Here is a 12818-nt window from a genome sequence, read left to right as displayed (position 1 = left end):
CACGCCCCATGCGATGGATTTCTCGTTGGCGACGCCGAGGATCAGCCCTTTCCTGCCTTGCAGAATGCCCACGAGACACCCCCCGGTTTCGATCCCACCCAATTGTAACAGGGAGCACCGGATAGAGCACGTGAAACGGAGGATGGCGGAGGGGGTGGGATTCGACCCCACGTCGCGGCTCGCACCGCCAAGTCGATCCCGTATCTTAGAACAGAGTACTCCATCTTTCTCTTCAAGTGGCAGTTGTTGCACGGGGTTTGCAGTCCGTTTCGACTCTCCCCATCAAACCTTCCCCCCCCATCTCGAATCGGTCTGAAAAACATCTCCACATCTCGGACCGATTTGAGGGGGGGAGATCCCAGCGCCCGATCTATTCCCGTTCTTTCCCGGGATCCAATTACCAGACGGGAACAAGGGAGCCGACAAGGGGTTTTTCCTCTATTCGTACTCGAGATGGTGGATCCCGTTCCAGTCGCCGGGCAGATGACCTTCCCGGTACCGCTTGCTTCGTGCCAGCATGAGACTGGCCGCCTGATCTCCGGAATTCAGTAGAAGAACCTTTTCATAATATTTTATGGCCTCATCCCAACACTTGGAGAGGTAGGCTTCAAAGGCTTCAGCGGTAAATTCCGCGATGCGGATTTTTTTCTCCTCGGAAGTCCTTACGCCCCCCATGAGCTCGTAAATCTTGATCCCGGTCTTCTTCCCTTTTACCGATAGCAGATCGAGCGGACGGGTCACGAAATGGTCTTTCACCAAATCATGGGTGCTTTGACCGATGATGATATGCGACCCGTAATACTTGTTAATGCCCTCGAGGCGGCTCGCCGTATTGACGGGGTCCCCGACGACGGTGTAGTTCAGGCGGTTCGAACTTCCCATGTTGCCCACAATGACCTCGCCGGTGTTCAGGCCGATGCGGTGGGCGAAAAGCGGCTTTCCCTCGGCCTTCCACTTCTGCCTGAGCACGATGAGCCGCTCCTGACAGAGGAGGGCCGCACGGCACGCCGCCAACGCATGCTCTGCGTTAGGCGCCGGAGCCCCCCAGAAGGCCATGATGCTATCCCCTATGAACTTGTCGACCGTACCCTTTTCCAGGCAGATCTGCTGGTTCATCTCTCCCAGGTATTCGGCGAGCTGATCCACGAGGGCTTCGGGGGAGAGTTGCTCCGCGATCGGAGTAAATCCTTCGATATCGGAAAAGAAAACGGTGAGGTTTGCCCTATTGCCCCCAAGCTCCGCTTCCTCGCCGGAAGCCAGGATTTCCCGGACCAGATCGGACGGCACATACTTCCCGAAAGACCGCAGGCCTCTTTTCATATCGTCGGTGGCCACCATGAGCTGATCCACTTCTTTGATCATCGAATGTCCGAGGAGGCGTTCATTCAACTCAAAACGGCCGATGGCCTCCGATTCGCAAGCGATTTCCTGCAGGGGCTTTGAGATGCGGCCGGAGATCCACGCGCTCGCAAGCAGGATGAGAAAGAAGGCCACAATGCCGGTCACTAGGGTTTCCATGTTGTTTCGGTCCACCAACCCCATGATCTCCTTCCGGGGGATGATCGAGGCGATGATCCAGCCAGGCATCTCTTTGCCGGTCATCTTCCGATAACTGCCGAAATAGTCGGTCCCTCCCGCGCTGAAGCGAAATATCCGGAAACCATCGCCCTCGGTTTCAGGGTCGTTCCGGGAAAAATATTCCATGAAGCGGGCGACCCGCTCATCGCTGAGTTTTCGGAAAGGTACAAACACATATTGCGTCGCTCCCCGCTCATTGACGACGGTCCCGGTGAGGATTTCCGGGGTCGGGTGCGCGATGATGCGCGGCTCCCCCTTCAACGGCTTTTCAATGAGGAACGCAAACCCTTTCTTTCCCACGGGGGTGTCCGCAAGGAATTTCGATATGGCAAAGATGTCGAAATCCACGGTCGTGACCCCCCGCTGCTCCCCCTCCGGCCCGTAAAAGGGTGCGGCATAGGAAACACCCGCAACGGTCTCCGCGCCTTTGCGGATGGTGCGTGCCTCTATCCAAATGGGATTCCTTGCCTCCGTGGCCTTCAAATACCAGGAAGGAGCGGACCATCCGGGAGGAAGGTTTCTCGTTGTTTTGTTATAAGGCCTCCCCTCTCGATGGTCATCGGGCCAGTAATCGAAATGCCTGAGAGTGTTGTTTGCCCGATCGAATTGACTTTCCCGGATGGTGAGCTTCCCCTCTTTCATCCGTTCGATGGAAAGCGAACTCCCGGTCTCCAGCCTCACGGAAAGGAAGGTAAAGTACGGTTGTGTCTCCATGACCCGTCGCCAGTAGGAACCCAGCCTGGTAAAGGTTTCGGGACCCAGTTTGATGACGCTGAGCATGGAGCGGTTCAGCTGATTTTGATCATTGGCTTTGGAAAGGAGATTCTTGACCCACAGCTCAATGCGGGAGGATGTCTGGTCGAGGACCTGTGAAGAGAGATCTTCCGCGGTTTTTCGGAGGTTGAGGTAGGAAAGAATCCCGCTCATGGCGACGGTACCGACGAGAAGTACCACGAAAACGGTGGACATCGCGATACGGAATGGGACGCGTAATTTTTTCTCGTTCGGCTCCGAAGGAATCTTTTTCTTGCCGGTCAGAAGTCGCCATTTCATCGCGGCCTCCAATAGCCCGTTGTTTGCACGAGGTTTGAAGTCTAACCGTACTTTACAGGATCTTTCCCGGTTCACCGGGGAGGTGAGACCTGCTACGGTTTTCTTTCCATGCGTCGCCACTCGGTGGTCGAGCTCTCGTTCGGATTGAATCCAGACTGGTTCGATAGAAGATATTCCCCGAAGCGGTTTACCCACACGCCGTTGTAGCCGGAGGGGAGCTGGATTGGCCGGTCCTCATAAGGATTACGGTAAGTCTCCACGCCGCGGATGTACTCGCTGTAGCTCCGGCTGATGCGATCCTGCGATTCCGTCCTCTGACGATACGATTCGCTAAACATCCGGCGAATCTCCTCGCTGTTGCGCGTGATCGTCGCACTGATCGCAGCCGCGTTCTTGATGCTCTGGTTCATCCGATCCTGAAAGAGCTTCTGAACGTACATGTACCCACCATACCACTCCGGGCTGAGCCGCGCCGAGCTTACTGTCGTGTTCATCAGGGGGGTCAGGCGATCCAGCTGTCCCTTGGGGGCGCGGAACGAGTAGGCCGAGTGCACCGACCAGAAGGTCCCCATCTTCCAGTTCGTGTAGACGAGCGTGCAGTAGACGGATTCCTCCCATGGCCGGCCGCCCAGCTGGTACTCGTAGCGGATGCGCGCGGACTTTACGGTGGACTGACCGCCGAAGGAACGCGCCACCTCGGCGGCGAGCTTGGGCAGGTCATCCCGGGCGACTACCCGGGCGCCCTGGAGATGACGCAGCGTCTTGGGCATGTAGAAGATCTGGATGAACTGGGACACGTCTGCGATCGGCTGCCAGAGGATGTTGCCGAGATAGTTTGTGCCGGGCTGCATCTGCACGACCATCTGCGTCAGCCAGGTGAAGTTCTGGATGGGTAGGAATTCGATCGCGGCGCCGGTCTGCGGGTCGCTGATGCGCATGAGCAGGTTGGCCAAGATGCTGTAATCGGGGAACCACTGCATACCGCCTTCGGCCTTCCACCCGGCCGGGATAAGGATGCTGACGGCTTCGATGTTGTTGATGCCGGGGTCTTTAACGCTCAGCCGCGTGAACCTCAGAGAGTCCTGCGCCGATGTCGATGGCGCGGCGATAGCTGAGCCGCAGCCGTATGGGATCGCTATCAGCATGAACAATACGATAAGAACCGCGGAGCGACACATTGCGAAATCTCCTTCTTATTGCTGGGGAAATTGGGCTACGGCTCGCCGCGGCCGGAAAAGAGGCATGGAGTATTCCATGGGTTTCTCCCGTCTTTCGGTACGATCCCTCCTCGTTTAAAGGGGGGCAGGTCACTGCGGGGGCATGATTCTCCGTCCGGCCCAACCTCTTTGAGCTCAGCCTGGCCCATCGAGGGTGAGGCAGCCGCGCACCTTCTCCATCAAGGCGGGTACATCCGCTTCCGTCTTTCCGCAAACCTTCAACGGCGGGAATACCTGGACCGAAATCACTCCTTTATGGAAGACCCCCGATCCGCCGGGCGGGCAGACCTTCCGGGCGCCTTCAATCCGGACAGGGACGATCGGGAGACCCGTCTGGATCGCAAGGTGAAAGCCTCCCTTCTTCAACGGCAGAAGTTGCCCGTCGTGGCTGACCTTCCCTTCCGGGAAGATCAGGATGGAGTTGTTTCCAGAGAGCCCCGAGACCGCCTCGGCAAGGGAGGCCCTGGCCTGCTCCGTGTTCTCCCGGTCCACCATGATCTGCCCGAGGGACAGCAGCGCCCAGCCGAAAACAGGAATCCGGGCAAGCTCCTTCTTGAATACGACGTGGCACGGCTGGGGTATGGTGATCGCCAGTGAGAGGGGGTCCGCAATGGAAGTGTGGTTGGGCATGAACACGTACGAACATTGCGGATCGATCTGTTCGAACCCGCGGTGGACGACTCGCACCCGGAACGCGGCGAATAAGACCTTCGAGTAGATTTTCGCAAGAGGGCGGAAAAGACGCCGTTTACGGGTCAGTCCCGACTGGAGGAAACCCAGAAAAATGAATGGGGGGAAGAGAACCACCGTGACCACACCGGCGAATATCCAATGGAAGACAGTCTTCACTTTCAATGCGTATGCATCCTCGTATCGGCGTTATGAGCACGGCTGCGGATGGGTTATCGGTCAACAAGTGCTCTATCCAGCTCCCGCTAAGGGCGCGTCCGTGAGGCAAGTCATCCTACTGTAAAGGAAATTCCGCGTCAACCGCTCCTCTGCGAACCCCCTTTTTCACCCCCGAAAAGCGAGTTTTTTGCAAGGGATTTGCAGTCCGCTGCGCTTCTATCAGCTCGCCCATTTCTACGGACCGCAGCAGGACGAACGGGAGCCGGACTACCTCCACCGCCACCATCTCTCCTCGACGATCGACGTGCGCGCGGTTTGGGTTGCCTCCCATTCCGTGGTGAATATACTGAGGGTGAAAGGATGCCTGAAGAAGCCGCGAGCTATGCAGCGGGGTCGGTGGTGTTGGACCGGTTGATCAGGCCCCGAAACACAACGGCCGACCGAAGGGAGGTCCTGTCATGAGAACGCTCGTTCTGGCCGGGTTGCTCCTGATATCCTCCGGCGCAATGGCCGCCTCCACCAGTCCGTACGCGGGAACCTACCGGAACGATCGGATGGTTATCGAAATCCTCGACAAGGGGGCTGGAGAGTGCGCGGGATCCATCCTGGTCCGCGGCGAGGTATTCCCTTTCACCGCGCGGGAGAAGGCAGGCGCGCTCCTCGGCAGTTTCACGATGGACGACGAAAACGTCCGGTTCCGTGCCACCTTCGACGGCACGACGCTGACCTTTGCGATGGAAGACGAGTCCTACGCGCTGACCCGGGAGGGCGGTCCCCGGGCGCCAGCGGCGGGGAAGTCGTCCCGGGCCGGCAAGGTAGTGGGTCCGGCCGCGGGCAAGGCTCCCCCGGCGGCAACTGCCCGTCCCGCTCCGGCGCAGCAGATCCGCATCAATCGCACCACCATCAGCGAAAATCAGATCCGCAAGATCGAGCGGGATTACCGCATGCGGATTCCCCCCGGAGACTACTGGTATGACAGGGTCTCGGGCGGGTGGGGAGTCGAAGGGGGCCCGACCCTCGGATTCACCTTGCCCGGCTTGAATCTCGGCGGGCGACTGCGCGCCGACGCCTCGCGCGGCGACACCGGGGTATTCATCAACGGCCGCGAGCTGCCGATGCAGGACGTGCTGGGCCTGCAGCAGCTTTCCGTGCCGGTGATGCGCGGACGCTGGTGGATCGACAGCAACGGCAATGCCGGCGTGGAAGGCAACCCGGCGCCCGTCTGCAATATCTTCCAGTTCAGCCGCGGCAAGGGCGGCGCCTATCAGCGATCGACGGCGGGAGGGTACATCGGCGGGGACGGAAATACCAGTTACTTTTTCGATCCGAAGTCCGGAAGCAGCGTCATGATCGGCAATTGAGACGCTTCGAGAAGATCGGGATCGACCCCTCCCTCTCTCCTCTTACCTCGTGGAACCCGGGGAGTCTCCCTGCAATGCGAGTTCCCTGAACATGCAGATGGCGGACGTCGGACAAGCGCTCGCGAACTCGACCGACGCCCGGATCTCGCCCGGGACATCCTCCCTGGCGACGCGCCGGAAACCCCTCCCCGCGAAATAGGTCTGCGTGGTGGTCGTCAGCAGGTAAACCGCATCAAAACCCATGACCCGCACAAGGGCGAGGAGGCGCTCCGTGAGCGCATTTCCGATCCCCCGCCGGCGCCAATCCGGGGACACCGCCACCGACCGCAACGGGCCGAAGTCGCCGTACGGAGACTCCATACTCTTGCCTCCGGCAACGGCATCATTTCTCTTCCCGGATCTCCTGCTTCATCCGCTCAAACTCTTCCCGGCCAATCTCGCCTTTCGCATACCGCGCTTTGAGGAGGTCTTGGGGGGATTCCCCGGGAATGCTCCTCCCGTGCCTTCCTCCCACGCCGCAGCTGTACTCCCTACACAGGAATCTGGAAACGAGGAAGCAGGCCAACAACGCAAACGCGATGCACACAAGAACGGGGAGAAAACCGGTACACCACGGACTCATCGTCAACACCTCCCTCTCGCATATGGACCATTCCGCAAGGGCCTCTTGAACGTGATGACCCTACTGGCCGCAGCAGATCGAATCTTTCGCTCCAGCTGGAGCAGGGGCCACATCCTTGAGGAACGCCGCAAAGCTGTCCATCTTGGCCGACGCGCCTTTACGGACCTGCTTCCCGACCTCGATCGCCACAGCGACTTCCTCCGCATCCGCTCCGAATTCGAGCGCCTTTGCCGCATGGTACTGCAGGCAGGGCTGACAGTTGGCGGTCACCGACGCCCCCACGGCGATGAGTTCCTTTGTCTTGTTGTCGAGCTTCATGAGCTTATGACCTCCCTGGTTTTTTGGTTCTATAGACGGATGGAGGCCGGAAAAGGATACAGGTGACTATTTCCGGCGAGCGCTCCTCGGCTCGCAGGCCAGTTCATCGCGCTCGTCGCGGTACATGGTGCAGTGGGTGCCCAGGTCTTCTCGAAGTCTGGCCCTTGCCCGATGCAGGCGGATCTTGACCGCCCCCTCGCTCGTCCCGAGCGCGGAGGCGATCTCGGCATTTGTCATCCCGGCCAGTTCACTTAATGCCAAGACTTGCCGGTAGGGCTCCGAAAGGGTCTCGACTCGCCCCCGGATGCATTCGCTCATCTCTTTCCCGATCAGGTACCGCTCGATGGATGCCTGTTCGTCCGGTAGTCGAGAGCAAACATCCGTTGGGTCCTCGTCTGATCCGTGTGCCTGGAACCCGGGCACGCCCTTGTGCCACGCCGGCCTGCCGCGGAGGTGGTCGAGTGCGGCGTTCCGGGCTATCCTGTAAATCCAGGTCCCGATGGCGGAGTCCCCCCGGAAGCCCTCAAGGCCCCGATCCACCCTGAGGAAAACCTCTTGAGCCACCTCTTCCGCATCATTCTCACCCAGGAGGCGTGACAGGAATCGAAGGATCCCCGGATGGAATTTCTCGTAGATCTCCAGGAAAGATCCCTTATCGTCCGTCCTGACATCAGCAGCAGCGATTTCCACGTTCTGCAGCCCTATTCGTTTTAATTCGTCCGGCGAAATCACGTGCCTCACCTCCTGGTTGTCCGAATCGCGGCGTTCTTTTCGCAAGAAGCGCCGATACTCCCTCCTGCCAATCCGCCGAACCCCAGACGCTCCCGAAACACGCACGCTCATCCCCGCCACGCAGGGCGCATTTCATAGCATGGGTACGCTCCTGCAAGTGACTGTCGGATGTAGCCGGTACGTTCATTCTCCAACCGGCTACGCCGGTTTTGCGCCAAAGACGGATATGCTCAGGATCGTCCCGGCCGCCTCCCGCACCGCTTCCACGGGGACATGGAAATTCTCGGCAATGGTTTTTACATAGGTATCCGCCTCGTCCACCCCGACCTCGAACGGACTCTCCTGGACGACCCGTACATCCCGGAACCCCGCCTTTTCCAAGAGCCGTATGTAATCGTCTTTCCTGACAGCCCCAGCGATGCAGCCGGCGTACGCAGCAAGCGACCCGGCCAGGGCCTCCGGAAGATCCCGCGAAAGCACGATGTCCGAGATCATGACCCTCCCCCCCGGCTTGAGCACCCGGTACGCCTCTGCGAAGACCCTTTCCTTGTCCGTGGAAAGGTTGATGACGCAGTTGGAGATGACGGCATCCACGGAACCGTCGGCTGCGGGCAGGTTCTCGATCTCCCCAAGCCGGAGCTCGACATTTTCATAGTTGCCTTTTCGGGCGTTCTCCCGGGCCTTCCCGACCATTTCCGGGGTCATGTCCACGCCGATCACACGCCCTGACGGGCCGACCTCGCGGGCCGCCAAGAAGCAGTCGAAGCCCGCCCCCGAGCCCAGGTCCAGGACCGTCTCCCCTTCCTTGAGGGAGGCCAAAGCGATTGGATTGCCGCATCCCAGGCCCAGGTTGGATCCCGGCGGGACCGCCTTGAGCTCTTCCTCCGAATAGCCGATCCTCTGGCTTGCATCTTCCGGCGTAACGGTGCACCCACAGGAAGTCTCCGGGCCGCAGCAGGAAGATCCCTGCCGTGCGATGCCGGCGTACCGGTCCCGCACATACTTACGGATCTTGCTCTCTTCCATGATCTCCTTCCTCCTTTACCCCTTCGGGAGCAGGTCGCCCATGAGGGGGCCGAGCACTCCCTTGACCATCGTGCTGAGCTCCTCCACCTTGATCAGCGAGAGACAGCACACCTTCCCCTCCTTCTCCCATCCGATCACCGCAAGCTTGTCGCCGCCCTTGATGCCCGCCCTGTCCCGCAGATCCTTGGGGAGCACCATCTGCCCGCGGTCGTCGACCGTAATGAGGGATTCGACCCGGCAGCCGGCGAAGCTTTTCCCCGACGGCCCGCAACAGGAAGCGCCTTTTGTCTTCTTCTCCATCTCCCCTCCTCGCTCCCGTGATGGGGGCATGCCCCTAGTGCTGATATTCCAGCATACACTGAATATCCTACATATTCTGCTTCGCCTGTCAAGCCCCGGGATTCCACTCCTCTGCAGGCCCGACCCGTACCGTAACTCCCTCTCAACCCGATTCCCACATCTTGCGATGCCGAACACAGCGGTCCGTCGTCGCTCTCTTCGATGGCGATCTCGGGAGCATGTGTACGGACCTGGATCCAGACCCCCCTGATGATCGAGAGGAGGGCGAGGACGGTCGCTAATACCATGGGCGCGATGGGGAAGGCGAGCTTGCGCATCAGGTATCCGATCACACCGAACACAAGCGTGATCCAGACGTCGAACATGAAGGAGGGGATTTTTTAAACCTCGGGTTGAACCAAAGATGGGGTGATGCTCACGAGGATCCGAATAGCGTTGCTCTTCTTTCGCCCAACGGCATCTGCCTCCAGCAGACTCGACGCATCAGAGGCGCTGTCTCCTTTGCGGAAACAACGCCCCCGATGGATCCTGACCGTCTCCGAACGCCCTTGCCCTTCGGTTCAGCCCTTTCCCGCCTGGGCGACCTTCATCCCGAGGGTGGACATGATCTCGGTGGCCTTCGCTTTTGCGTTCTTCGCTTTTGCCAACGCGTCGGCGAGGCTCCCTTCCTTGAACGCCTGGCTCGCCTCGTCCCACGCCTTGCTGACTTCGTCGAGGCCGCTCTTCGCGCTTTCGAATTTCGCCTTGTCCAGGTTCTTCGGAAGCTTCTTGGACAAGGCGGCGATGCGGCTCTTGATGTCGGCGATCAGGTTCGGCAGCCCGGCGCTCTGCTCCTCCCAACTCTTCATCAGTTCGTTCTTCTTGGCGACTGCGGCCGCAACGAGGTCCTTCGCCTTGGCAGCTACGCTCGTCGCGGCGGAAGTGGCCCCTGTGTAATCCCCCTTGGCGAAGTTGTCCTTCGCCGCTTTCAGGGAGTCTTCCACGCTCTTGTACTGATCCGGGACGTACTTCATGGCTTCGGCCTTCGACGCGTTCAGGGCCTCTTCCGCCGCCTTGATCGCCTGCTCGGCGGGGACTTTCGCACCGGAGCACGCCCCGAGCACAAAGGCAACCAGCACGACCGCGGTGACAGAAAGAATTCTTTTCATGACGGTTTTCCCTCCTCCTGGGAGATTTCCCGAGCATAGAACGGAATGCAACGACATGGGAAATGTACTCCTTCCTATCGGGAAGAATCAAGCAATACCCTCTCCACGAAACCCCTTTTCCACCCCAAAATCCGAATAGCATTCGCACACCTCGGACCGATTTGAGGGGGGGACGGTCCCTGCGAGAACCCTTCGTCGCCGATATAGTCGATCTTCTTTGTCCCTCCTAATATGTCGGCTCGTACATCTGCGCTTTGACGTGCGCTGCCAGATTGGCAGGCCGGCTTATCGTTGTCAGGCCGCGCTGGAAGGCCAGGTTCGCCACGTCTGTGGCGATGGCGGCGGAGACTTCCCGGATCCGTTTCAGGCTGGGATAGATCCGGCCTTGCGAAAGATCGTCTTCCGTGACAAGGTCCGCCAGCGTCTTTGCGGCCACGAAGAACATCTCGTCAGTCACGCGCGCGGCTTCGCTGGCGATCACGCCCAGGCCTACTCCCGGGAAGATGTATGCGTTGTTGCCTTGCCCGGGCACGAAGATCTTTCCGCCGTAGGTAACCGGCGGGAACGGGCTACCGCTCGCAAAGATAGCGCGCCCCCCCGAGCAGGCATAGGCCTCCTCCGCCGTGCACTCCGACTTCGAAGTGGGGTTCGAGAGGGCAAAGATGATCGGGCGCCGGTTCAGGCGCGCCATTGCCTCGATGACCGGCTTTGTGAACGTGCGCGGCATGCCGGAGACTCCGATGATGGCGGTGGGCGCGAGGGATTCGACGGCCGCCAGGAAATCTGATACGGGGACACCGTCGTGCGCATAGGGCCGCTTGTGCTCAACGAGGTCCGTGCGGCTCTTGACGACGAGGCCCTTCGAGTCCACGAACCAGCACTTGAGTTTGGCTTCTGCCTCCGACATCCCCTCCCTCATTAGCCCGGTCACGATCAGGTCGCCGATGCCGATGCCGGCCTCGCCCGCGCCGAGGAACAGGAACTTCTGATCGGTCAGTTTATTGCCGGTGATGCGCAGGGCCGCGTACAGCCCCGCCAACGTAACACCCGCGGTGCCCTGGATGTCGTCGTCGAACGTGCAGGCGCGGTTCCTGTAACGATGCAACAGCCGGAAGGCATTCGTGTTGCCGAAGTCCTCGAGCTGAATGCAGGCATTCGGGAAGATCTCCTGAACGCCGGTGAAAAATTCGTCCACCAGCTCGTCGTACGCCGCACCGCGCAACCGCCTTTCCGGCAGCCCGATGTAGAGCGGGTCCTTGAGCAACGTCTCGTTATTCGTGCCGACATCCAGCGTGACCGGCAGACATTGCGTGGGGTGGATGCCCGCGCAGACGGTGTACAACGAGAGCTTGCCCACCGGGATGCCCATGCCGTTCGCACCGAGGTCGCCGAGGCCGAGGATCCGTTCGCCGTCGGTGACGACGATCATGCGGACCTCACGGTACGGCCAATTCCGCAGAATCTTCCGGACGCGCCCGCGGTCCTTGAACGAAACATACAACCCGCGCGGGCGGCGGAATATGTGGCCGAATTCCTGACAGCCCTGGCCGACCGTCGGCGTGTAGATGATCGGCATCATCTCGTCGAGGTTGTCCATGACCACCCGGAAGAACAAGTTCTCGTTGCGGTCCTGCAGAGAGACCAGATAGATATACTTCTCGATGTCGGTGGTCTTGCGGCGGACGTTTTCCAGCACGCGCATCACTTGCGTCTCCTGCGTGGACACACGCGGTGGCAGAAGGCCGCGCAGGCCCAATGCATCGCGCTCCGCCTCGGTGAAGGCCGTGCCCTTGTTCAACACCGGATCGTGCAGCAGATCACCGCCGCGTTTGTCATGAAGAGAGACTTGGGCAGGCATGAGTTCACTCCTTGACGGGTCAATCAGGGGTTCTTGGCAAGGTGTCCGATCACCGGGTTAAAAACCTCATTCCGGGAAACATCGCCGGAACTCTGCATATTTCCATGCCCTAATGATAAGGGATCCCTGAAGAGGAGAGAACCGAAATATCGGGCCGACCGTGAGGCTTACCCATCCAAAATCCGATGGAGATGTCCAGTAGATTATTACCCTAAGAGCACGCCGGGTTTTATTTTTTCGGAAACAGATAGTAAATGGGTGAATAACGTCGATCCATTAGAAGACGCATCTTCCTGTCGACAATGGTTAAAGTTGCCCCTCGGAAATGCCGAAAAGATTTCGAGGCTTGCAAATAGGGGGGGACGTCATTTTCGATACCGTATCCGATAAGGGATTTCCCCGGCTCGACTGGGAGAAGATCTTCGACGAGATGCCCGACGCGGTGGCGATCATGGACGAACACCATCGCTTCGAATGGGTCAACCGCGCAATGGCCGCCTTCCTTGGCCGCCCACGGGGAGATATCATCGGCCGGACCTGCCACAAGCTGGTTCTCGACTCCGCGAAGCCTCCCGATTTCTGTCTCCTCCAAAAACTGAAGGCAACCCGCCGGCGCGAGACGATCGAGATCGAGATTCCCGACCGCGGGCTCTGGATCCGGGTGGCCGGGGATCCCCTGTTCGACGGGGACGGGAAGGTCGTCGGGGCGATCCACTACCTATCCGATATCACGCAGGCCAAGCGGGCGCAGGAAAT

At 59.7% G+C, this 12818-nt stretch carries 12 protein-coding genes and 1 pseudogene; 2 read left to right on the top strand and 11 right to left on the bottom strand.

The features are described from left to right. Positions 1-438: 438 nt before the first annotated feature. The 3 genes from A2Z13_08810 to A2Z13_08800 all read right to left on the bottom strand — a co-directional run bounded on the left by A2Z13_08810 (position 439) and on the right by A2Z13_08800 (position 4703). Positions 439-2631, bottom strand: coding sequence for a hypothetical protein (locus tag A2Z13_08810; protein OGP78463.1), 2193 nt, complete (start codon positions 2629-2631; stop codon positions 439-441). A 92-nt stretch (positions 2632-2723) separates the two neighbouring features. Then, complete coding sequence (locus A2Z13_08805; GenBank protein OGP78462.1) at positions 2724-3809, bottom strand: hypothetical protein; 1086 nt, start codon at positions 3807-3809, stop codon at positions 2724-2726. A 174-nt stretch (positions 3810-3983) separates the two neighbouring features. Next, complete coding sequence (locus tag A2Z13_08800; GenBank protein ID OGP78461.1) at positions 3984-4703, bottom strand: hypothetical protein; 720 nt, start codon at positions 4701-4703, stop codon at positions 3984-3986. 452 nt (positions 4704-5155) lie between these two features. Between A2Z13_08800 and A2Z13_08795 the strand changes: the two genes are divergently transcribed. Then, the gene (locus tag A2Z13_08795) at positions 5156-6058 is read left to right on the top strand and encodes a hypothetical protein (protein ID OGP78460.1); all 903 of its coding nucleotides are present in this window, start codon (positions 5156-5158) and stop codon (positions 6056-6058) included. Between the two features lie 42 nt (positions 6059-6100). On the opposite strand, the gene A2Z13_08790 is transcribed toward A2Z13_08795, so the two are convergent. The 8 genes from A2Z13_08790 to A2Z13_08755 all read right to left on the bottom strand — a co-directional run bounded on the left by A2Z13_08790 (position 6101) and on the right by A2Z13_08755 (position 12062). Next, complete coding sequence (locus tag A2Z13_08790; protein ID OGP78459.1) at positions 6101-6418, bottom strand: hypothetical protein; 318 nt, start codon at positions 6416-6418, stop codon at positions 6101-6103. Positions 6419-6440: 22 nt separating this feature from the next. Then, on the bottom strand, positions 6441-6680 hold the full coding sequence (locus A2Z13_08785; protein OGP78458.1) for a hypothetical protein: 240 nt from the start codon (positions 6678-6680) through the stop codon (positions 6441-6443). A 60-nt stretch (positions 6681-6740) separates the two neighbouring features. Further along, positions 6741-6998, bottom strand: a complete 258-nt coding sequence (locus A2Z13_08780; GenBank protein OGP78457.1) for a hypothetical protein — start codon at positions 6996-6998, stop codon at positions 6741-6743. A 66-nt stretch (positions 6999-7064) separates the two neighbouring features. Continuing rightward, positions 7065-7682, bottom strand: a complete 618-nt coding sequence (locus A2Z13_08775) for a hypothetical protein (GenBank protein ID OGP78464.1) — start codon at positions 7680-7682, stop codon at positions 7065-7067. 246 nt (positions 7683-7928) lie between these two features. Beyond that, positions 7929-8756, bottom strand: a complete 828-nt coding sequence (locus A2Z13_08770; protein ID OGP78456.1) for an arsenite S-adenosylmethyltransferase — start codon at positions 8754-8756, stop codon at positions 7929-7931. A gap of 15 nt (positions 8757-8771) precedes the next feature. Further along, the gene (locus A2Z13_08765; GenBank protein ID OGP78455.1) at positions 8772-9056 is read right to left on the bottom strand and encodes an AbrB family transcriptional regulator; all 285 of its coding nucleotides are present in this window, start codon (positions 9054-9056) and stop codon (positions 8772-8774) included. A 560-nt stretch (positions 9057-9616) separates the two neighbouring features. Beyond that, a complete protein-coding gene (locus A2Z13_08760) occupies positions 9617-10204 on the bottom strand; it encodes a hypothetical protein (protein ID OGP78454.1) in 588 nt (195 codons plus the stop codon). 226 nt (positions 10205-10430) lie between these two features. Beyond that, positions 10431-12062: an NAD-dependent malic enzyme gene (locus A2Z13_08755; protein ID OGP78453.1), complete on the bottom strand. Its 1632-nt coding sequence runs from the start codon at positions 12060-12062 to the stop codon at positions 10431-10433. A 346-nt stretch (positions 12063-12408) separates the two neighbouring features. Between A2Z13_08755 and A2Z13_08750 the strand changes: the two are divergent. Further along, positions 12409-12818: pseudogene (locus tag A2Z13_08750) on the top strand (hypothetical protein).

It is taken from the genome of Deltaproteobacteria bacterium RBG_16_64_85 (genome assembly GCA_001798885.1).
GTDB lineage: Bacteria > Desulfobacterota > Deferrimicrobia > Deferrimicrobiales > Deferrimicrobiaceae > FEB-35.
This window is presented reverse-complemented; position numbering and strand designations above follow the sequence as displayed.